Source organism: Corynebacterium meitnerae, from assembly GCF_027570075.1.
In the GTDB taxonomy this organism is placed as follows: Bacteria; Actinomycetota; Actinomycetes; order Mycobacteriales; family Mycobacteriaceae; genus Corynebacterium; species Corynebacterium meitnerae.
Window position 1 is genome coordinate 13,277 of record NZ_JAKMUS010000010.1, and the last position, 21,752, is coordinate 35,028.

Annotated in this window: 19 protein-coding genes; 8 read left to right on the forward strand and 11 right to left on the reverse strand. The window is 63.4% G+C overall.

The window, feature by feature from the left end; genetic code table 11:
* Positions 1-25 precede the first annotated feature (25 nt).
* The 5 genes from L8U60_RS07160 to L8U60_RS07180 all read left to right on the forward strand — a co-directional run bounded on the left by L8U60_RS07160 (position 26) and on the right by L8U60_RS07180 (position 9,328).
* Complete coding sequence (locus L8U60_RS07160) at positions 26-790, forward strand: decaprenylphospho-beta-D-erythro-pentofuranosid-2-ulose 2-reductase (RefSeq protein ID WP_269965679.1); 765 nt, start codon at positions 26-28, stop codon at positions 788-790.
* A 71-nt stretch (positions 791-861) separates the two neighbouring features.
* Positions 862-2,925 carry a galactan 5-O-arabinofuranosyltransferase gene (locus L8U60_RS07165; RefSeq protein WP_269965680.1) on the forward strand — a complete coding sequence of 688 codons (2,064 nt, stop codon included), beginning with the start codon at positions 862-864 and terminating at the stop codon, positions 2,923-2,925.
* A gap of 32 nt (positions 2,926-2,957) precedes the next feature.
* The gene (locus L8U60_RS07170; RefSeq protein ID WP_269965681.1) at positions 2,958-6,323 is read left to right on the forward strand and encodes an arabinosyltransferase domain-containing protein; all 3,366 of its coding nucleotides are present in this window, start codon (positions 2,958-2,960) and stop codon (positions 6,321-6,323) included.
* A gap of 18 nt (positions 6,324-6,341) precedes the next feature.
* The gene (locus L8U60_RS07175; protein ID WP_269965682.1) at positions 6,342-8,270 is read left to right on the forward strand and encodes a M13 family metallopeptidase; all 1,929 of its coding nucleotides are present in this window, start codon (positions 6,342-6,344) and stop codon (positions 8,268-8,270) included.
* A gap of 38 nt (positions 8,271-8,308) precedes the next feature.
* A complete protein-coding gene (locus L8U60_RS07180) occupies positions 8,309-9,328 on the forward strand; it encodes an alpha/beta hydrolase (protein ID WP_420840173.1) in 1,020 nt (339 codons plus the stop codon).
* Here the strand turns inward: L8U60_RS07180 and L8U60_RS07185 are convergent.
* From L8U60_RS07185 to L8U60_RS07215, 7 genes are read right to left on the reverse strand one after another with little or no spacing between them, the layout of a single operon-like run.
* Positions 9,325-10,122: a hypothetical protein gene (locus tag L8U60_RS07185; protein ID WP_269965684.1), complete on the reverse strand. Its 798-nt coding sequence runs from the start codon at positions 10,120-10,122 to the stop codon at positions 9,325-9,327. The two genes, L8U60_RS07180 and L8U60_RS07185, sit on opposite strands and share 4 nt — an antisense overlap.
* Positions 10,123-10,128: 6 nt before the next feature.
* Positions 10,129-10,938 (reverse strand): VOC family protein, encoded by an 810-nt coding sequence (locus L8U60_RS07190; protein ID WP_269965685.1) that lies wholly within the window; start codon positions 10,936-10,938, stop codon positions 10,129-10,131.
* 3 nt (positions 10,939-10,941) lie between these two features.
* The gene (locus L8U60_RS07195; protein WP_269965686.1) at positions 10,942-11,187 is read right to left on the reverse strand and encodes an RNA-binding S4 domain-containing protein; all 246 of its coding nucleotides are present in this window, start codon (positions 11,185-11,187) and stop codon (positions 10,942-10,944) included.
* Positions 11,187-11,507, reverse strand: coding sequence for a heavy metal-binding domain-containing protein (locus tag L8U60_RS07200; protein WP_269965687.1), 321 nt, complete (start codon positions 11,505-11,507; stop codon positions 11,187-11,189). Before L8U60_RS07200 ends, L8U60_RS07195 begins: the two co-directional genes overlap by 1 nt.
* On the reverse strand, positions 11,504-12,142 hold the full coding sequence (locus L8U60_RS07205) for a LysE family translocator (RefSeq protein ID WP_269965688.1): 639 nt from the start codon (positions 12,140-12,142) through the stop codon (positions 11,504-11,506). The genes L8U60_RS07200 and L8U60_RS07205 overlap by 4 nt, the downstream gene beginning before the upstream one ends.
* Before the next feature lie 3 nt (positions 12,143-12,145).
* Entirely contained in the window at positions 12,146-12,859 is a 714-nt protein-coding gene (locus L8U60_RS07210; protein WP_269965689.1) for an SDR family oxidoreductase, read from the reverse strand.
* Between the two features lie 24 nt (positions 12,860-12,883).
* A complete protein-coding gene (locus L8U60_RS07215) occupies positions 12,884-13,675 on the reverse strand; it encodes a hypothetical protein (protein WP_269965690.1) in 792 nt (263 codons plus the stop codon).
* Positions 13,676-13,817: 142 nt separating this feature from the next.
* Here L8U60_RS07215 and L8U60_RS07220 point away from each other — a divergent pair, with 142 nt between their 5' ends.
* Positions 13,818-16,019: an ATP-dependent RNA helicase gene (locus L8U60_RS07220; protein ID WP_269965742.1), complete on the forward strand. Its 2,202-nt coding sequence runs from the start codon at positions 13,818-13,820 to the stop codon at positions 16,017-16,019.
* Positions 16,020-16,022: 3 nt separating this feature from the next.
* On the opposite strand, the gene L8U60_RS07225 is transcribed toward L8U60_RS07220, so the two are convergent.
* Positions 16,023-16,337: a HigA family addiction module antitoxin gene (locus L8U60_RS07225; protein ID WP_269965691.1), complete on the reverse strand. Its 315-nt coding sequence runs from the start codon at positions 16,335-16,337 to the stop codon at positions 16,023-16,025.
* Entirely contained in the window at positions 16,312-16,593 is a 282-nt protein-coding gene (locus L8U60_RS07230; protein ID WP_420840172.1) for a type II toxin-antitoxin system RelE/ParE family toxin, read from the reverse strand. Before L8U60_RS07230 ends, L8U60_RS07225 begins: the two co-directional genes overlap by 26 nt.
* A 146-nt stretch (positions 16,594-16,739) precedes the next feature.
* On the opposite strand from L8U60_RS07230, the gene L8U60_RS07235 reads away from it, so the two are divergent.
* Positions 16,740-18,254, forward strand: a complete 1,515-nt coding sequence (locus L8U60_RS07235) for an amino acid permease (protein WP_269965692.1) — start codon at positions 16,740-16,742, stop codon at positions 18,252-18,254.
* Here the strand turns inward: L8U60_RS07235 and L8U60_RS07240 are convergent.
* The gene (locus L8U60_RS07240) at positions 18,251-18,991 is read right to left on the reverse strand and encodes a TSUP family transporter (protein WP_269965693.1); all 741 of its coding nucleotides are present in this window, start codon (positions 18,989-18,991) and stop codon (positions 18,251-18,253) included. The two genes, L8U60_RS07235 and L8U60_RS07240, sit on opposite strands and share 4 nt — an antisense overlap.
* 16 nt (positions 18,992-19,007) lie before the next feature.
* Between L8U60_RS07240 and L8U60_RS07245 the strand changes: the two genes are divergently transcribed.
* Positions 19,008-20,066, forward strand: coding sequence for an AbrB family transcriptional regulator (locus L8U60_RS07245; protein WP_420840174.1), 1,059 nt, complete (start codon positions 19,008-19,010; stop codon positions 20,064-20,066).
* Here L8U60_RS07245 and L8U60_RS07250 read toward each other — a convergent pair.
* The gene (locus L8U60_RS07250) at positions 20,063-21,721 is read right to left on the reverse strand and encodes a DUF885 domain-containing protein (RefSeq protein ID WP_269965695.1); all 1,659 of its coding nucleotides are present in this window, start codon (positions 21,719-21,721) and stop codon (positions 20,063-20,065) included. The genes L8U60_RS07245 and L8U60_RS07250 overlap by 4 nt on opposite strands.
* Positions 21,722-21,752 lie beyond the last annotated feature (31 nt).

Genomic DNA, 21,752 nt, shown 5'->3' on the forward strand with positions numbered 1-21,752 from the left:
ACAACAAGAAAAGGTAAAGAACACAATGCTCAACGCTGTAGGACAAGCACAACACATTTTGCTGCTCGGCGGCACGTCGGAGATCGGTCTCGCGATTGTCGACGAATTGGTCTCCCGCGGCGGCAACCCCACCGTCACGCTGGCGGCCCGCGAAAACTCCCCGCGCCTGAATGACGCGGTGGAGGAAGTAACCAGCCGTGGTGCCGGTGAAGTCCGTCTGGTGGACTTTGACGCGTTTGATACAGCTTCCCACCCGGCGGTGATTGATGCGGCGTTTGCGGACGGGGACGTCGATATCGCAATCGTTGCCTTTGGCACCTTGGGCGACCAGGAAGAACTCTGGCAGGACCAGGAAGCTGCTGTTGCTTCGGCGCAGACGAACTTCACCGCACCGGTGTCTGTTGGTGTGCTGCTGGGCCAGAAGTTCAAGGAACAGGGTCACGGCAAGATCATCGCTATGAGTTCAGTGGCGGGCATGAAGGTGCGCCGCTCCAACTTCGTGTACGGCGCCACGAAGGCCGGCATGGATGGTTTCTACACCCAGCTCGGTGAGGCGCTGCGCGATTCTGGCGTGACGGTCACCGTGGTCCGCCCGGGCCAGGTGCGTACAAAGATGACCGAGGGCCTCGACGAGGCACCGCTCACGGTGAACAAGGAAGATGTGGCCAAGGCCGCTGTGGCCGCTGCGCTCGCCGGCAAGCCGAACGTGTTCGTGCACAAGCTGTTCGGGCCGATCTCTTTGGTGCTGCAGCACATCCCGGCGGGGATCATGCGCAAGCTCAGTTTCTAAAGCCTCAATACCTCGTCCGCGGGGCCCTCTCAATGCCCGATTAGCGGGGCTTCTGTGGGAGACTGTCACCTATGACAGAGCGCCCCGAGGACTACAGCGAACCACGTGACGCCGCCCATGGCGGCGTTGCTGTGGAAGATGTTGCTTTGGCTGAGCCGGACACGAAAACAACTGTTCAGGATCAGAAGAAGCCCCGTTATGAGCTTTTTGCCCCCGACGCGGTGAGCACACCCAGCGCCATTGCGCGCATCGGTGTTGCCGCCATCGCCGGGGGCGTTGTGGCGCTTCTAGCGTTCTTTGTGTTGAAGCAGGTGTCGCTGGCGGCGTTCAACGTGTCTATGGTGACGCGGGCGTTGGCCACGGCGGGTTCGCTGCTCATCCTCATCGTGGTGGCGGTGTTGCTGTGGCTGTGGATCCGGGACCGCGAGAGTGGCCGGACCCGTCCCGCATGGCGCCGGGTGCTCACGGAGGCGGTGTGTGGGCTGGCTCCGGCTGGCCTTGTGGTGACCGCGATTGCTATCCCGCTGTCCGCCACCAAGTTGTACTTGGATGGCATCCAGGTGGACCAGGGTTTCCGCACCCAGTACCTCACCCGCATGACGGAAACCATGTCTCACCAGGACATGAACTACGCGGACCTGCCGTCCTTCTACCCCATCGGTTGGTTCTGGCTAGGTGGTCGCCTGGCCAACTTGCTGAATATGTCGGGGTGGGAGGTGTACCAGCCGTGGGCGTTGGTGTCCTTGGCTGCAGCCGGTTCGGCGTTGGTGCCGTTGTGGCGCAGGCTCACGGGTTCCCTGCCAGCGGCGACGGCGATTGCGTTGATCACTACCGCGGTGGTGCTCACGATGGTTCCGGAGGAGCCCTATGCCGCGGTGGTGGCCATGGGTGTGCCGGCCGCAGCGGTGTTGGGGTACCGCGCGATGGGTGGCTCGTGGACGTCGACAATTGCGGTGGCGTTGTACCTGGGGGCGTCGGCATGCTTCTACACGCTGTACACAGGCATTATGGCGCTGACCATGATCGGGCTGGCGTTCATCTCTTTCATCGCAACGGTGCGCGACAAGCGCTCAATCAAGCCCTTTGTGCACCTCGTTGTGATGGGTCTTGGTTCGATCTGCATCGCGCTGCTCTCATGGGGCCCATACCTCGTGGGTGTGCTCACGGCATCTGAGGAGGTGTCCTCGGCGGCGCAGCACTTCTTGCCGTCGCAGGGCACGACGGTTCCTTTGCCGTTCTTCCACCTCACCATGGTGGGTGTGCTCAGTCTCGTGGGCTTGCTGTACCTCCTCGTGCGTTACCGCGAGCCTGTGTTCACGGCCCTGGGCGTTGCGGTGGCCGTGTGTTACGTGTGGGTTGTTGCCTCGATGGTGGTCACTCTTGCTGGCACAACGCTGCTCGGGTTCCGGGTTGAGGTTCTCATCGCTTTGCTCTTATCGACGGCTGGTGTCCTCGCCCTCATGGACCTCCGCCTCAACGGCGTGGACAAGCTTTATCCCACTGGTCTGAGTGAGCGCACAAACCGCACGATCAGCACGGTGTTTATTGTGGGCCTGGCGTTGTCGACGCTGAGTTACGTGCAGCAGATTCCTGAGAAGAATGAGGTCTTCCTGGATCAGGCCTACAGTGACACGAACGGTGATGGTGAGCGCGCTGACCGCCGTGAATCCGGTGTGGGCCGCTACTACAACCAAATGCACGAGTTCATTCAGAAGCAGGGCTACGAACCTACTGAGACGGTAGTGCTCACCGATGAAATCAACTTCTTGGCCTACCACCCGTACTACGGCTTCAACGCCTTCACGAACCACTACGCCAACCCATTGGGCCAATTCGAGGCCCGTGGTGAGCTCATTGCGCAGTGGGCGCATGACTCCTACGAGCATTTGAAGGATCCGAAGGCGATGACCGCAGCGATTGATGCGTCGCCGTGGCGGGCGCCCGATGTCTTCATCTTCCGCGGCAGCGAGAAAGACAAGGATGCCCCCTGGAAGACGCACGTCGCACACGACATCTTCCCCAGTGAGCCAAATGTCCGCCAGCAGGGCCTTTACTTCAACCCGGAGGCTTTCAACTCCCCGGATTGGACCACGGAGCAGTTTGGTCCTTTCGTGGTGGTGGTCCGTAACCGATGAGCACGCCGAACAGTACGCAGAAACAGACGCAGATGAATCAGATTGAAACCCAGTCCCATAAGCCTCAACAGCCGCAGTCCGCTCAGAAGTGGATTCCGGTCACCGCGATGGTGTCGGGGCTTTTGGCCTTCATTTTTTTCTTTGCTTTGCCGTTCTTGCCGGTCAAGCAAGTACAGTCCTCCTTCAATTGGCCGCAGGATGAGGCCCTCACGTCAGTGAATGCGCCGCTGATTTCTTTGGCGCCGGAGAAGCTGGACATCACCGTCCCGTTGTCGGTGGTGGATGCGATGAATCCGGGCCAGACCACGGTGCTGTCCACGCTGCCGGAGGATTCCACGGAGGCGGTGAACCGCGGCCTCTTTGTCAACGCCCCTGAAGAGGGTGGCCTGAACGTGTCCACGCTCAATGAGGTGATCTTTGACCTCAGCGCGCAGGAATTGGCGCAGATGCGTGATGAAAGCATCCGCATCACGGCCGACGGTGACTCGGTGCGCGTTGACGCGCCGGGCACCAAGTTCGACGCCGAGACCGAAGAGGACATGCGCCCGCAGGTCACCGGTATTTACACCGAGCTTTCCGGGGAGAAGGCGCAGGAGCTTAAGCGCGCGGGCCTGAAAGCCCACGTTGAGATCAACTCCCGCTTCACCTCCTCCCCGTCCGCGATCAAGTGGGCGGCAATGATCTTGGGTTCTCTGTCTGCCTTGGTTGCGCTGTGGGCACTGGCGAAGCTGGATCTGCGTGATGGCCGCCGCCTGCCGCTGCTGCGTCCGGAGTGGAAGACCTTCAAGCCGCTCGACGGTGTTGTGCTGGGCATTCTTGGCTTCTGGCACATCTTCGGTGCGAATACGTCTGATGATGGCTTCTTGCTCACCATGGCGCGCGTGGCTAATGACTCGGACTACATGGCCAACTACTACCGCTGGTACGGCGTGCCGGAAGCACCGTTTGGTTCACCGTTCTATGACATCTTGTCACTGTTGGCCAAGGTCAGCACGGCCTCGGCCTGGATGCGTCTGCCAACGCTGATCGCCGGCATCTTGATCTGGTGGATCCTGTCCCGCGAGATCCTGCCGCGCCTGGGTGAAAAGATTGCCACCCGCCGCGTGGCCTACTGGACGGCAGCGTTCATGTTCCTGGCGTTCTGGCTGCCGTATGACAACGGCCTGCGCCCGGAGCCGATCATCGCGCTGGGCGCCCTGGCTACGTGGGCGTCCTTTGAGTCGGCGATCAGCTCCCGTCGTTTGCTGCCGGCAGCGATCGGCACCATCTTCGCGGCCTTCACCCTGGCGTGTGGTCCGACGGGCCTGACCGCAGTGGGCGTCTTCCTCGTCTGCCTGCCGCAGGTCCTGCGCATTCTCAGCGAGCGTCGCGTCTACGCCCCCATGGCTGCCATGGTCGGCCCCTTCTTGGCCGCTGGTTTCGCCGTGATGGTGCCGGTCTTCCATGACCAGACGTTGGCCACGGTGCTGGAATCCACCTCCGTGCGCTCCTACGTCGGCCCGGCACTGGAGTGGTACCACGAGTTTGTCCGTTACGCGAACCTCTTTGAGTCCGGTGCGGACGGCTCCTTGGCCCGTCGCTTTGCCATGCTGACCTTGCTTTTCTGCCTGGGCCTGGTGCTGTGGGCACTCACCCGTTGGGACGCAGTGCCCGGCGCGAATAAGGAGCCTACGCAGCGTCTGCTGGCTATCTTTGCCATGTCCATGTTCTTCCTCATGTTCACGCCGACGAAGTGGACCCACCACTTTGGTATCTACGCGGGCCTGGCCGGTGCGGCCGCCGCGTTGGGTGCGGTGGCTCTGTCGGAGATCACGGCGCGTTCTGCCCGTGCGCGGACCTTCGCGTTGGCAGCAATCACGTTCATCATGGCGCTGTCCTTCGCCGGTTGGAACGCCTGGTGGTACGTCTCCTCCTTCAGCGTTCCTTGGTGGGACAAGAGCGTCCAGGTTAAGCGGATCGAGGCTGGCACTGTGTTGCTGGCCATCTCCCTCATCATTGCGGCGGTGGGCATCTACCAGTCCTTCTCGCGCAGTAAGCGCGAGAAGGACTCTGCCTCGTCTGATTCGGTGGCCTCCCTGCGCATGCGCCGGGTGATGACAGCACCGATCGCCGTGGCCTGCATCTTGGTGGTCACGTTCTCCTGCCTCACTTTTGTGAAGGCCTTTGCTTCCCAGACGCCGGCCTACTCCGTGGGCATGGGCAACCTGCGCTCGCTGACGGGCAACACGTGCCAGCTGTCTAGCGACGTGCTGGTGGAAACCAACACGAATGATTCCTTCCTCACGCCTGTGGACGGCGTCCCGCTGGGCCGCTCCCTCGAATCCGGCACCGTCCGTGGTTTCACCCCAGGTGGCGTCCCTGCGTTCATCAACTCTGAGCGCAAGGGCGTGCCGAATATTGGGTCGATGGGGCAGACGCAGGGGGTACAGGATGCGCAGATAAGCACTGACGCAAACGTTGAGGCAAGCGCTGAGGCGAACGACGAGCAAGCACAATCGACCTCCCGCACCACCACGCAGGGCAACCGCCCTGAAGATCAAGTGGGCATCAATGGCTCCACCGTGCGCCTGCCGTTCAACCTGGACTACAACCGCGTACCGGTGGTGGGCAGCTTCGCGGCATCCACTCAGGCCACTGCGGAGCTCAAGACCTCCTGGTACGAGCTGCCAGAAGCCACCGACGACGCGCCGCTGCTGGTCGCTTCCGTGGCCGGCCGCATCACTCACCACGACATCAACGGTGTGAAGCAAGATGGCCAGACCCTTGGGCTGCAGTACGGCACGCGCAATGAGGATGGCTCCGTCACCGATATCGGTGAGGTGGAGATGCTCGATCCGGGCCCGGCCATCAAGTGGCGTAACCTGCGCTACCCCATCGCTGACCTGCCGGATTCCGCTAACGTGGTGCGCCTCGTCGGCGAGGACATCAACCTTGACCCGTACGAGTGGATGGCCGTGACCCCGCTGCGCAACCCGAAGCTGGAGGCGCTCACCGAGGTCTTCGACTCCGACACCCCGGGCCTGCTGGACTGGTCCGTGGCACTGCAGTACCCGTGCCACCGCACCTTCAACCACTACGCCGGTGTGGCAGAAATCCCGCAGTTCCGCGTCAGCCCTGATGCGCCTGGTAAGGAGGAGTTGTCTGACTTCATGGACTTCCTCGGCGGCGGCGCTCTGGCAACATCGGAGGCAGTCAACTCCGCATACCAGCTCCCGGGCTACCTCAAGCGCGACTGGCAGCGCGACTGGGGTTCAGTACACCGCTACGAGTTGCGCACCAACTCGCGCGGCGAGGAACCGGCGCTGGCAAAGATTGACTACGAAACGGTGACACGCTCCGGTGTGTGGCACCCGTCGGACATGAAGATCCGTGACCCGTACGAAAAGACTAAAGAGTAGGGAGTAGAAGGAGAAAACATGAAAGACCTCTACAAACTCGTCAACGGCCCCTGGCTGGATAGCCACGTCATCCCGTCTGACCGGGGTGTGGATGGCACCTTCCACGCGCTGCGCGACAAGGCGGAAGAAGACGTCCACGCCATCGTCGAAAACGGCGCGGGCCTCGGCAGTGACCTGTACGCCTCCTTCATGGATACCGACGAGATCAACCTCGCAGGCACGTGCCCCCTCGACGTAGACTTCGCGCTTATCGATGTCTCCTCCCCCACCGAGCTCGCCGCTGCCTTTGGCAAGCTGGACCGCACCGGTGTTGGGGCTCCGCTGACCTACTGGGTGGAGAAGGATTCCCTCGGGGATACCGCGGTGCCCTACCTCATCCAGTCGGGCCTGGGCCTGCCGGATGAGGCGTACTACCGCGAGCCTGCCCATGCTGACACGCTGGCCGCCTACCGCGAACACGTTGCGCGGATGCTCGGCTTCTTCCATCCAACGCAACTCTTTGGCGTCGCCCCCATCGAAGCCGCGGAGCGCGTCGTCGCGCTTGAAACGCAGATCGCCAGCCACCACTGGGACGTCGTGGCCTCGCGCGATTCGCTAAAAACATACAACCCGACCGAACTCGGTGAACTCCCCGACATCATCCAGACCCTCCTCACAGCCTCCGGGTTGCCGGAGGGGAGGGTGATTGTGATGATGCCGTCGTTCGTCGACAAGCTTGCAGAGCTGCTTGTCGACGTCCCTCTGACCGACTGGAAACTCTGGGCCATCTGGGCCATCCTGCGTTCCCGCGCGGGCGTGCTGACGGAGGATGTGGGTGCGGAGAATTTCGAGTTCTACGGCACCGTGCTCTCCGGCGCAACAGAGCAGCGCGACCGGTGGAAACGTGGCGTGGCGCTGGCGGAATCCCTCGTGGGTGAGGATCTCGGCAAAGCGTACGTGGACAAGCACTTCCCGGCAGACTCCAAGGCGCAGATGCTCGAGCTCGTGGACTACCTGGTGGATGCCTATGAGCAGCGCATTTCCACCCTGCCGTGGATGTCGCCGGAGACGCGTGAGCGCGCGCTGGAGAAGCTGCGTCTGTTTAACGCGAAGATCGGCTACCCCGACACCTGGCGCTCGTATGAGGGCCTTGCATTTTCCCGCGAGGGCGGTGACCTGGTGGCCAACGTGCGCGCGGGTGCTGCCTTTGAGCACGACTACCAGGTGGCCAAGGTGGGCAAGCCGGCGGACCGCAACGAGTGGGTGGCCACCCCGCAGACCGTCAACGCCTTCTACAACCCGGTGGTCAATGACATCACCTTCCCGGCCGCGATCCTGCAGCCACCGTTCTTCGACCCGGCTGCGGATGCGGCGGAGAACTTCGGTGCGATCGGCGCGGTCATCGGCCACGAGATTGGCCACGGCTTCGATGATCAGGGCTCGCGTTACGACGGCCACGGGAACCTCAACTCCTGGTGGACCGAGGAAGACCGCACCCGGTTTGAGGAGCTCACCGCCAAGCTGGTCAAGCAATACGACGGCCTAGTGCCCACCGTGTTGGAAGGTCGCGGTGAATCCCGTGGCGTCAACGGTGAGTTCACGCTTGGTGAGAATATCGGTGACCTGGGTGGCTTGGGCATCGCGGTGATCGCGTACAAGAACTACCTGGCTGAGCAGGGACTTGACCCGCGCGGCCCGGTGCAGACCTTCCACGCCCCCGGCGCGACCGCGGAGATCGACGGCCAGGAATTCGACGGCCTACAGCGCCTCTTCCTCGCCTGGGCACGGGTGTGGCGCACCGCCATCCGCCCGGAGATGGCCGAGCAGTACCTGGCCATTGACCCGCACTCGCCGGCGGAGTTCCGCTGCAACGTCGTGGCGGGCAATATCGCCGAGTTCTACGAGGCTTTCCCAGAGGCTTCGGCTGAGGCGCTGGTTGCTGAGGATGACCGGGTGGTGATCTGGTAGCCATGTCCACCCCCGATTACCGCGCCGGTCAGGACCGCATGCGCCACATCCCGGAACCAGCACCAGAAGTAGAAGAGCTGCCGGCTGGCCCCTCCAACACCGCCTACCCCCTCAACGACCAGGGCAATGAGGACTTCAACGTCGGCGGCGTGGAACGCACCTTGCCGCCGGAGGAGCAGCTGGAACAGCTGGTCAGCTACATGGACGCCACCTACCCCGTGCCGGATTTCACCCCACCGTGGAAGGGCGGCAGCGGCGACCCAGGCGATGCGGACCGCTACGTGGCTAACCTGCCAGACCGCATCACCCATGCCGCGATGCTCATGCTGGGTTCCGGTCTGGACCACACCATGCCGGGCGTGGCCTACGGCATGAATATCGGCACCACCCGGGAGCTACCGGCACTGTCTGACCTGCCAGATCTACCAGGCCAGGTAGACATCCCGGCGCGCATCTTCGTGCCCACTGCCCCCACCGGTCAGTGGGCGGTGTCCCTCCACTCGGGTGGCTGGTGGCGTGGCTCCGGCCAGGCGTTGGAGCTGCAGTGGCGCCCCGAAGTCGCCGCAGCGGCAGAACTGTCCGGCACCACCATCCTGGACCTAGACCACCCCCTGGCACCGGAGGCGGACCTGGACGAGATCGTGGACAGCGTGCGCAAAGCCCTGGCCTACGTGCGCGCCCAGGAACCGTCCTCAGTGGCGCTCTGGGGTTACAGCTCGGGCGGCGCGTTGGCGGCACTGGCTGCCACAGAAGACGCAGCAGCCGGGGCAGGCGTGGACGCCCTCGTGCTCACCTTCCCCGACCTCGATTCCGTGGCCAACCTGCCCGCGGATCTGCGTGGGCAGCACACCGTCCCCTCCCCCACCGAGTGGCCTAAGACGCTCCTGCAGATCGCGCTCAAGGATGAGATCGCCGCCCGCCCAGACGTCTCCGGTGCCGGTGACACCGTGCAGGTGGCGGAGTACCACTCCACCCACCGCATTGCTACCCCGGCGGAGAACCGCCAGAGGGTGAGGGATGTGGCGGAGTTCCTGAAGGGCGCCGAAAAGCGAAACTAGCCCACCGGACTCATCGTGGGCACTGGGCGCTTCTGGCCGCGCGCATTGAGCCACACCGGCATCACCGCCGCGGCATCGAGGGCGTCCTCCGCGCTGAAGGACAGCGGGAAGCGCTCCTTCTGGTCGATCCATTCGAGGACGTCCTCGGTGTGATCGTCCACATCCCCGTACGTCATCGCGGCTACCGCGAAATCATGGCCGAAGGACACCGAGGCCACGGCACCTGAACGGTCATCTGACCAGCCAAATTTGGTCCCGATGACCCCATCCAACTGGTCTGTGCCAAAGTCTTGCTTGAAGCCATCCTCCGCCACCAGTGTGTGGTTGGCCATCGCACGGAGCACCGGCTCCGCCACCGGATCATCCTTGATCAAGCTGATGAACTTAGCCATGTCATAGGGGGACGTAGACGACCGCCCCCAGTAGCCGGCACTCACCGTCGCGGTGAGCCCAAACTCCTTGGCCACCTCATTGATCGCCTCCGGGTACTTGCGGTCCAGTTCCACCGCCAGCCCGTCGGAGGAGGCACGCACCATCCGCCATACCTTGCCTTTATCCTCCGTCTTCCCGTTGTGGAGGATCCAGTAGCCGAGGTACAGCTTGGCCAACGACAGCGCCGGACGAGGATCCTTGGCGCCGGGGCTGCCGGTCCAGCGGCCACCATCGTGGTACACCGCGAGGTCAGTGCGCTCACCCGGGTCACCGGGCAGCACATCCATCGCGGCAGCAGGTACTGCGGCACCCAAACCCATCAACAGGCACGCGGCAACCGCCGCCAATCGCTTCACCCGCATGGTTTTCTACAGGTGCAGGATGGATTCGGCTTCGTCGAGGGTCTCTTCATCGACAGGTTCATCGACCTCACACAGCGTGACCACGGCACCCGTGGAATCAGCGGCGGTAAGCAGCAGACCAAAGGGGGAATTCTCCGGGCCGCGCAGAATCTCGCCCCCGAATTCCTGGATCTTCGTGCGCGTTTCCGCGATGTTGGCTACACCGAGGTAGCTGCTCCAGAAGCTCGGCACATCCGCCGGAATCTGCTCGGAGGCATCCCAAATACCTGCGAATGCGGCGCCGTCCTGCATGACCAGCAGGTAGCCCTCGTTTTCCACAATGTCCCAATTAAAAAGCTCACCGTAAAAATCAGCCACCGCGCGCACATTGCTTGTCGACGCATACTCATGCCACACCGGCGTCCCCGGCTCCCCCGCCGCCACGAATGCCTCGTCCCCGACCGGCTGGAACAACCCGAACCAGCCCCCAGCAACATCAGCGCACAGAGCCATGGATCCCAGGGACACATCCGCCGGCTCGGACAGCACGCGCCCACCGAGCTCCACCACGCGCGCGGAATCGCGGGCGATGTCGGTGGTGTAGAAGTACGTCACCCACGCATCCGGCATGGCATCTTGTTCAACCATGCCCGCCACCGGCATGCCCTGGACACGGGCAACGCGATAATCATTCGCAGCGTCCCCGGCCGCACCGTCCCCAGCGTCTCCGATCTCCCACCCAAGAATGCGGGAGTAGAAGTAGGCGGACTTTCGCGCCTCCGTCGTAGCCAGGTCGATCCAGTAGGGCATTCCCGGCTGGGCTTGAAAAGCAGGCATGTTTTAGGAGTTCCTCCGTTCTTCAGGGGCAGCACCATCGGCCACGATGGTCACGGCGTCACCGGTGGAAGGGACGGAGACCACGTCGCCGTCGACAAGCGATTGGCCCCGCGATGTGGCGGGCTCACCGTTGACATAAATGAGGCCGTCGGCGATCACTTCCTTTGCGTGACCACCGGATTCCACAAGGTTAACGAGCTTAAGAAACTGGCCGAGTTTGATGCTCTGGCCACTGATCTCAACCTCCATTAGCCCAGCCTGACAGCGGTGCCGGTAGCGGCGACGAACATCATCGAGCCGTCCGCACCCATCGGCGAATAGTCCAACTCAACGCTGACCACGGCATCCGCCCCAATCTGGCGGGCGCGCTCCCACAGCTCATTAAGCGCGCTGTCGCGGGCACCGACCAGCTCCGCCTCCCACGAACTCGCGCGGCCGCCAATCATGTTGCGGATACCCGCACCGATATCTTTGAACATATTCATGCCGGTGATCGTTTCGCCGCCAACGATGCGCATGTACTCAACGATCGTGCGACCTTCAACAGTCGGTGTGGTGGTAAGAATCATGCCCCTAAGAATACTTGGAAAACGCTCACAAGCATCCACACAGCCAACGCGACAAAAACAATGCCCGTGACCAGGTCAACCACGTGCCCCCAACGTGCCAAAAAGCCAGCAAGCTTATCCACGAGCACCGCAAACCCCACAAACCACCCAAACCCAATGACCACCAGCGTGACCAGGATGAGCAGCGTCCACTCCCACCCCATGCCCGGGGTGATGAACTGAGCGAACACGGCACCGAAGAACAGCACCGCCTTGGGGTTGGACAAGTTGGTGTACACCCCGATGCGCAGGGCCTGGGCAGTGGTGAGTTCTTTGCTGTCTGTTTGAGCGGTCACCTGCAGTTTTTGTGCTGAAAGACCGGCACGTATGGCCCCCACACCCATGGTGAGAAGGTAGATGCCGCCGATGAGCTGCAGCACCGCCAGCACCTCAGGCACCGCCTTGATCAGGGCACTCAGACCCAGAAGCGACGCCGCGATCCAGACGGTGTTGCCCAGCATGATGCCCACGGCGCAGGCCACACCGATGGCGCGGGACTTGGCCCCTAACCGGATGATCTGCACCAGGTCCGGGCCGGGGCTGGCGATGGCGGCAACCCAAATGCCCACCAGCGCCGCGTACGTAGACAAAGTCACGGTTTAGCGCTCTGCCTGGTCCGTCGGCATGATGTTCATCGTGTCGATATTCACATGCTTCGGCAGCGACGCCACCCAGCGGATCGCCTCCGCGATGTCCTCGGCAGTGAGGTTGAGTTTGCCCTCGTAGACCGCCGCGGCACGCTCGGTGTCTCCGGCGAAGCGGTTGATGGAGAAGTCCGTTTTCACCCGACCCGGGTCAATTTCGGTGATGCGGATGGGGGTGGACTCCTCTTCACGCCTAAAAGCACGTGTGAGCGCGCGCAACCCGAACTTGGCGGCGTTGTATCCGCTGCCACCTGGGTACGCGTCCCACCCGGCGATGGAGCCGACATTGACCACGAGGCCCTCCGCCGCCACGAGCTGCGGGTACAGCGCCTTAATCATGCGCATCGTGCCCATGACGTTGGTCTGGTACATCCAGTCCCAATCCTCCGGGTTGGCATCGCGCAGGAAGTCCAGCCCGCGCGCGCCGCCCGCGTTGTTGACCAGCAGGTCCACGCGATCGAGCTGGGCAGCGAGCTTGTCCACGCTCTCCTGATCCGTCACGTCCAAGCCCACGCCCACGCCACCGATCTCGGCGGCGATACGCTCGCACTCCTCCGCGCGGCGGGCCGCAACGTAGACGGTCCAGCCGTCGGCGGCCAGGGCGCGGGCCGTGGCCTCCCCAATACCGGCGGAGCCGCCGGTAACTACTGCGATCTTCTTCTCAGCCATGCAGCTGAGTCTATCCCCCGAAAGCTAGCTCGCCTTCTCTTCGTCGAATTCGTCGAATTTGTCAGCGTACAGGTCCCACAGTGTCTCCACCGCCCAATCGAGGGCATCATCCGGTGTCATAGCCCTATGATTGTCCAGCTTGAACACCCCAAACCGTGTCCGGTCGAGCCCATCCAGCGCTGCCTTCGCATCCCCACGTTGGATCTTGCGGAAGAACTTGTCCATCTCCCGTGCAATCTGCCGGCGCTGCTGGCGTGGCAACGGCGGCAACAACGGACTCGGGTCTCCCAAACTGCGGCCGGTCAAACGCCCATTCTCCTCGTTGTAAACGCACACGACCAGCGGATAGTGCTCTTCCTCATTCGGCCAGTAGTCCACCGTGAACGATTCAAAGGACTCCGGGTAGTACTCCAGCAACGGGAGGACGAACCCGTCCATCATCAGGTCCACTGCATTCTGCGGGCTCTCCGCCAGAATCGGCGGGTGGGCCTTCAACGTGATTGCCCCCACCATGTCTCCCTCACCAATCTCCCCTACCCCGTGAACTCCATAGGGGTTCACGGGGTACCCGTCGCGAAGCAAGGAAGCTGTTTGCATGCGTTTCTCCGCGGATTGGCGGAAGATCCCATCGATGATGTCTTCGAGGTGCTCAATGACCACCTCGTCGTGCTGCCACGGCGCCGCCGGGTGGTCCGGATCGAGCACGGTACCGACCATCTTCCCCGCCTTTGAATCGAACGCCATGACCGCCACAGGAAACTCGTAGGCGTCGTCGATATCTGGTTGGTAATGAAATGTGTATGTGTTAATAAGCATGTTTTCCCCCTTCGTTTTTCAGCCTAAAAGCACGCGCGCGGCGGAGTAAAGGGAAAATTGTCCACTCTTGTGTGCATGTAGATTTGTCTGCGTGTCACACTTCGATCTCGCCGCCATCGGGGCGGGCTTGCCGGTCGCGGGCATGGTGGATTCGCTGCCCGCGTGCGGTCCCGTCGTGGTCGAAGCACCGCCAGGAACAGGTAAAACAACGCTCGTGCCGCCCGCGATCAGCAACCTCGTGGACGGCACCACACTCGTCACCGCACCACGCCGCGTTGCGGTTCGTGCGGCTGCACGTCGCCTTTCGCTTCTCGACGCCTCCCCCCTCGGCACCCGCATCGGCTACTCCATCCGCGGCGAACACAAAGACGGCTCGCTGGTGGAGTTTGTTACTCCGGGTGTGCTGCTCAACCGCCTACTCAAAGACCCGGAACTGACCGGCGTGGGCGCGGTGGTGATCGATGAGGTCCACGAACGCCAGCTGGACACTGACGTGGTCCTGGCCATGCTGATGGAGGTGGCCTACCTACGCGATGACCTCTACTTGGCCGCCATGTCCGCCACCTTGGACGCCCAAGCGCTGGCCGACCATATGGGAGCGCAGGTGGTATCCACGGAGTCCGTCATCCACCCCTTGGATGTGAGCTACCACCCGCACCCCGGCCGCGCGGAGGGCACCCGGGAGTTCTACGAGCACGTGGCGGACCTGGCTGCTGGGGCTCCCGCTTCAGAGCGCACTCTCGTCTTCGTGCCGGGCGTGCGCGAAGTGGAGCTGGTGTGCAGCCACCTGCCCGACGCCGCGCCGTTGCACGGCCGGTTGACCTCCCGCGAACAAGACGTCGCGCTGGATGGGGATGCCCCCGTGGTGGTTGCTACCTCGATTGCGGAGTCCTCCATCACCGTCCCCGGCGTCCGCCGCGTCGTGGATGCTGGCCTCTCCCGCGTTCCCCGGCGCGATGCTAGCCGCGCCATGACGGGACTGGTCACCGTCTCCGCCGCCACCACCAGTGCGGACCAGCGCGCCGGTCGCGCAGGCCGTCTGGGACCCGGCACGGTTCTGCGGGCGTACTCGCAGTCGGACTACCAGCACTTCGCTGCAGACATCGCCCCAGAAATCACCACAGCGGATCTCACCTCCGCAGCGCTGACGATGGCGGCGTGGGGGTCCCCAGACCTGCCGCTGCTTACCCCACCACCGGCTGCGGCATTGGATGCGGCGCACGCGACCCTGCGCGCGCTGGGTGCGCTGGATGCGGATAACACCATCACCACCCACGGCCGCCGGCTGGCCGCCATGCCGATGGACCCCCGCCTGGGCACCGCACTCCTGCGCCACGGCTCGGGTGCCGCGGCGACTGTTGCGGCTTTGACGGAGGGTCTCAGCGGGGACCTCAGCCGAGCTCGGGCGCCGAAGCGGGTGGTGGACAGGCTGGCACGGCTTGTGGATAGCTCCGCCCCGGTCCCGGCTGGCGACGTCGTGGCCACAGCCTTCCCGGAATGGGTAGCCAAGCAACAGGGCGGGCGCGAATATCTCCTGGCCAACGGCACACGCGCCACCCTGGACAGCAGCATCACCCCCACGGAATGGATCGCTGCCGCCGAAGTACAACTCACCCGCGGCGGCGCCATCATCCGCTCCGCTGCACCCACCGAGCTGCCCACGGACCGCATCGAGGAGCGCACGCGCGCCTCACTCGTTGACGGCAAAGTCCGTGCGCGTCGCACCACCACCATCGGTGCCATCGAGCTGACCTCCACACCCGTCACTCTCACCCCCGAGGACGCTGCCGAAGCACTGGCCGGCATCACCTTCGACCAATTCCCGCTCACCGAAAAGGCCCAGGCCCTCAAACACCGCCTCGACTTCCTCCACGCCCAACACGGCGATCCCTGGCCTGATGTCACTCAGGGCGACTACACCCCCGAAATCCAGCAGCTGGCCAGGGGCGCCACCCTGAAAAACCTAGACATGCACGCCGCGCTCATGCGCCAGCTGCCCTGGCCCGAAGCAACCCGGATGGATGAACTCGCCCCCGAAAGGCTCGCCGTACCCTCCGGCTCCCACCCTCGCATCGACTACTCCACCGGGCGGCCCATCGTCCGGGTGAAGTTGCAGGAGTGTTTTGGGTTGGTGGGGAGCCCGTCGATAAGCAATATGCCCGTGCTTTTCCACCTCCTCTCCCCCGCGGGCCGCGAACTCGCGGTGACCGACGACCTGGAGAGTTTCTGGAACGGCCCCTACCAAGACGTGCGCAAAGAAATGCGCGGCCGCTACCCCAAACACCCCTGGCCCGAAGACCCCTGGACCGCGCAAGCCACCGCGCGCACCAAAAACCGGATGTGAGCTTTAAGCCGACTCCAAAGGCGCAATGTCCTTGATGCTGTCCCCCAACGCCCTCCGGCCCACACGAAGGTCATAGTTGGACTGCAGATTCATCCAAAACGCCTCAGTCGTACTAAAGAACCGCGCTAGACGAATAGCTAAGTCTGCATCCAGGCCGCGACGCTCGTTCACAAGATCATCCACGACCTCAGCAGGAACATGAATGGCCTCCGCGAGTGTCTGGCCGGATAGTTCAAACCCAGCCAGGAACTCGAGCCGGAGCACCTCCCCCGGATGGACCGGATCAATGAAGTCAGTGGTAGTCAACGAGTTCAACATTCTCTGCTCCTTTGTCCTTCCATGTGAAACACAGCCTCCATTGCTGATTCACTCTAATACTGTATTGGCCGATCCGGTCACCTTTGAGCCGCTCTAACCTGTTTCCAGGTGGAACGCGCAAATCGTTAATACCCTCGGCCGCATCGAGGACCTCAAGCTTCCTTAAGGCCACTCGCTGTAGATTTCGGTCGAATCCCTTGACATACACTCCTGCCCAAATACGGGCAGTCGTTGGGTCTTTGAAGTTCCTAATCACATATCCACCCCCAAATGATTTGACGTAAATGCAGCATAAAGTCCAATGACGACACGCTCTCAACGAAATTAGAACGGTTATCCACACCCCTGATCGATTTCTAATTTTTTATAGAAATCAGCGGGCACCCAGTATGTTTAAGCGTTATGACTAACGCCCACAGCGCGCCCGGCACACAGAGCGCAACAAGTGCAGTAAACCGCGCGAACACAGTGACCATCTGGACGCTGGTCTCCTTGATCATCGGCTCCACCGTCGGTTCCGGCATCTTCGCTTTGCCGCAGAACATTGCGTCCGTGGCCAGCCCCGGCGCGATGCTCATCGGTTGGGTTATCGCTGGTGTGGGCATGTTGTCCATCGCGTTCGTGTTCCAGATCCTGGCGCGGCGCAAGCCGAACCTGGACTCCGGCGTGTACTCCTACGTGCGCGCGGGCCTGGGCGATTTCATCGGGTTTACCGCTGGTTGGGGCTACTGGCTGGGGTCCGTCATGGCGCAGGTGGGCTACGCCACCCTGTTCTTTGGCACCGCGGGCCACTACTTGCCGTTCTTCAACCAGGACAATCCGTGGGCGCTGGCCATCGCGGTGTCGGTGCTCACCTGGGGTATCTTCTTCGCGCTCACCCGCGGTGTGAAGCAGGCGGCGGTAATGAACCTGGTCACCACCATTGCGAAGTTGGTGCCGATCCTCGCGTTCATTGTGCTCATCGCCTTCGTGGGCTTCAGCTGGGACAAGTTCACCCTGGACTTCTGGGGGGCGGAATCCGGCATCCCGCTGCAGGAGCAGATCCAGGGCATCATGCTGTTCACGGTGTGGGTGTTCATCGGTATCGAGGGTGCCTCCGTGTACTCCAAGCAGGCACGTTCGCGTAAGGACATTGGTCGTGCGACGGTCATCGGCTTCCTGTCGGTGCTCGCGCTGCTCGTTGCCGTATCGACGCTTTCCTACGGCGTCCTCACCCGCGAAGAACTCGCCGCCCTGCCGTCCAACTCCATGGGTGCCGTGCTTGAAGCAGCCGTTGGCCCGTGGGGTGGCGCGCTGATCTCCATCGGCCTGTGCCTGTCCGTGCTGGGTGCGTACATCTCCTGGCAGATGCTGTGCGCGGAGCCGATCGTCATGATGGCCAGCGACAACCTCCTGCCGGGGAAGCTCGCCCAGAAGAACGCCAACGGTGCACCGTTCATGGCGCAGCTGCTGTCCACCAGCGTGGTGCAGTTCTTCGTCATCGTGTTCTTCGCCAACGAGACGTCCTACAACGCCATGGTGCAGCTGGCCACGATCATGTACCTGCTGCCGTACATCTTCTCGTCGCTGTACCTTGTGCTCCTCGCCGTCCGCGGCAAGGGCCTGTCGCACCCCCACGCCGGAACGCGTTTCGACGACTCCGGCCCCACCGTCTCCTCCTCCGACAACCGCCGCCACCTGGTCATCGGCATCATCGGCTTCATCTACTCACTGTGGCTCATCTACGCCGCCGACCCGGTGTACGTCCTCTTCGGCGCGTTGGCCGTGATCCCGGGCCTGATCGCCTACGTGTGGACCCGCCTGGCGCAGCGCGAGAAGCCCTTCAACACCTTCGAATGGGCCGTGGTCCTCGTGGTCGTGGTCGGCGCGATCTTTGCCATCGTGGGCCTGCTGAACGGCTCCTTGGTGCTCGATTAAAGATCGAGCGCCAGGTAGACCGTCAGCACCACCACCAGGGTGAGCATGGCGTAACGCACCAGTTTCGCCCCGCCACCCAGCACCGTCCGGGCGCCGATCTGCGCGCCCACAATATTGGCCGCGGCGAGAGACAACGCCAGCGGCCAATTAACGTATCCGGCCGCGATGAACACGCCCAAGGCACCCAGGTTCGTGGCGGTGTTCACCACCTTGGCCATCGCCGCCGAACGCAGGAAGTTCTGGGCGAACAACGCCGTGAAGCCCATGATGAGAAACATGCCTGTGCCGGGGCCAAAGGCGCCGTCGTAAAACCCCACCGCTGCCGCCAGGCACACCCCGCCGGCGAGGCGGGCGCGCGTGACTATCGGCTCAGACTCATGGGTGCCAAACTCAGGCTTGAACGCCACGAAGATCCCCACGGCCACGAGCAGGGTGAGGATGAGGGGGCGGATAAGGGCGTCGCTAATCAGCGAAGCGAGCAGCGCACCACCCGCCGACAGCACACCCGCGATGAGCGCGTAAGCCCACGTGCGGCGGGGAACGCCCACTCGGCGGACCATGGTGAACGCCGCCGACGCGGTGCCGGAGACCGACGCCACCTTATTCGTCGCCAGAACCGCCGCCCCCGGCAACGGCGTGCCCGCCATGAGCACCGGGATGAGGATCAAACCCCCACCGCCAATCACCGCATCCACCCAACCGGCAAGCGCGGCGGCGGCGAGCAATAGGGCGATCATGGTCGCCCACGCTACTATGCCAACCGTGGAACAACGCAGTCGGTGGATGATCGTGGCACCCGTATCGGTGCTGCTGGGGTATGCGCTGACGCTGCTCCACGTGCCGGCGGCGTGGATTCTGGGTGCGATCATCGTGTCCGGCGCCTCCGCCCTGGGTACGGGGCGGGAGCTGAAGCTCAACGCGACGTTCTACCAGTTCTGCCGCGGCATCATCGGTGTCATCGCGGCGCTGCCGCTGGCTGGGGTGCCCGTGCGAGAACTCGCGCGCTATTTGGTGCCGGGGCTGGTGTCGGCGGCGGTGATCGTGGGCATCGGATTCGTCGGCGGGCTGCTGCTGGCCGGCTACTCCACCAAGCACGGGGAGGGAGTCAGCCGGGAGACCGGTGTGCTGTCCATGCTCTCCGGCGGGGCGTCCATCATGATGGCGCTGGCCACCGAACTCGGCGCCAACATGCGCTACGTGGCGCTCACCCAGTACCTGCGGCTGCTGGCGGTGTCCATGACGCTGCCGCTCGTCGCGTCCTTCCTACCCGCACCCGGCGACAACCATGCCGCGGGCATCGAGGTCACCTGGTGGATGTGGGTGCTGGTGGTGGCGGTGGCGATCATCGGGAAGCCAATCGCTGCCTGGTGCCACATTCCCGTGCCGGCGGTGTTTGGGCCGCTGATCCTCACAGCGATCATCGCGAGCCTTCTGCCCGTCCCCATCGCCCCGCCGGAGCCACTGGCCGTCATCGCGTTCATGTCCATCGGCTGGGCCTGCGGTGGGGGGCTCAGCGTCCCCGCTTTGAAGCACTTCGCCAGCCTGTTGCCGGCCACCATCGCCTTCATCGTCGTGGTCATGGGTGCCTGCGCCGGCACCGGCTGGGTGGTGGCCAAGTGGCTGGGCATCACCTACTTCGAGGGTTACCTAGCCACCAGCCCCGGCGCGATTGAGACGGTGCTGGCGCTGTCGTCTGAAGGCGGCGGGGGTCCAGCGGTGGTGTCGTTGCAGCTGATTCGGCTCATCTGCATCGTGGTATTCGCGGCGGCGCTGCCAACGATTTTGCGCCGCATGGACAAGCGCCGCGGCTAGGCGCCCAGAATCTGGTGCGCCAAGATTTCCATCGGCATGGAGCCCAAGCGCAGGGCCTTGTCGTGGAACTCACGCAGGCCCATGCCGCGCTCGCGGGCCTTGGCGCGCAGGTCCATCCAATCGCGGTACCCAAGGGCATAGGAGGTGGCCTGGGCAGGCCAACCCATGTAGCGGTCAATCTCGAAGGTGAGGTTCTGCTCATTCATCGCGGTGTTCTCGCGCAGGAAGGCCTTGGCGTAAGCGGCGTCCCAGTGGCCACTGCCGTCTGGGGTCTTCTTTTGCAGGTGCACGCCGATGTCCACGGCCACGCGGGCCATGCGCAGGCGGAGAGAGTCGAGGAGGCCCATGCGGTAGGCGGGGTCGTCGAAAAGCCCGAGCTCACCCATGAGGGCCTCGGCGTACACAGCCCAGCCTTCGCCGTGCGCGGCGTTCCAGTTGATGGCGCGGCGCCACAGGTTGAGGGTGTCTCGCTGCGTCATCGCGATGCCTTGCTGCACGTGGTGGCCCGGCACACCCTCGTGGCAGATGCGGGCGAGCTCATGCCAAGTGTGGAACGCGTCTTGGCCCTCCGGCACGGACCAACACAGCAGGCCAGGGCGCGTGAGGTCCTCCGACGGCGGGGTGTACAGCATGCCGCCAGTGCCGGTCTCTTCCACGCGGCATTCCAGCGTGCGGATCTCCTCCGGCAGGGTGAACATGGTGCCGTCGAGGCGCTCAATCAGCTGGTCAGTGGTCCGTTGCATCCACTCCACGAGCGCGTGGCGGTCCGTGATCGTGTAATTCGGGTCCGCGTCCAGGCGCTTGCAGGCGCCGCGGGGGGTGCATTCATCGCCGAAAAGCTCGCGCGCGACAGCTTCTTGCTTATCGACGACCCCCCTCAACTCCTCCAACGCCCACTCATACGCATCGTCCAAATCCACCGACCGGCCGAGGAACGCCTCCGCGAACAGCTCGTAGCGCTCCCGTCCCACGGCATCCGCGTGGTGGGCCAGCGGGGCGAGCTCGGTGGAGAGCCAATCCGCCATCTCGCTGAACGCATCCTTGGCCTGGGCAACCGCCTCTGCGTCGGGGGCGAGGCCGAGGGTTTCCAGGAGGGAGCCGTCATCGCCGAGCGCTTCGCACTGGCTGATCACGGCGTCGATCTGGCGCTGTGTGGCCACGTCGCCATGGCTGGCGGCCTCCGCCAGGGACTCCCGGTAGCCGGTCAGCGATGCCCGCACCGCGAACAGGCGGGACGTGAGGTTGTCCAGGTCCTCCTGCGTCTCCTTCGGCATCACCGTCAGGCAGTTGCGGATCACCTGCACCGGGGACGTCACGTTATTGAGCGCCCGCAGGTTCTCACCAGCGTGGTGCAGATCCAACTCCACCGCCATCCGGTCACGCAGGATGGCGCCGGTGACGTAATCGACGGCATCAAAATCATCGTCGTCGTCCGAGCAGTCCGTCCCGTCATTCAATGCGTCCACGTCCGCAATCAGATCCCTGATGCGATCCGCTACCGCGCCCCAGTGCTCTGGGGAGAAATCCTGCAACTGGTCGTCATGCCCAGGGATGCCCAACTCCGTGGCCAAGGTAGGCGAAAGCTCCGCAAGGTCATACACAAAGTCCTCGCAGGTGGCATCAAGCAGGGACGGCTGCCGCTCCGGTGAACTCATAAGGGAACAGTGTACCGATGATCCTTCCCAT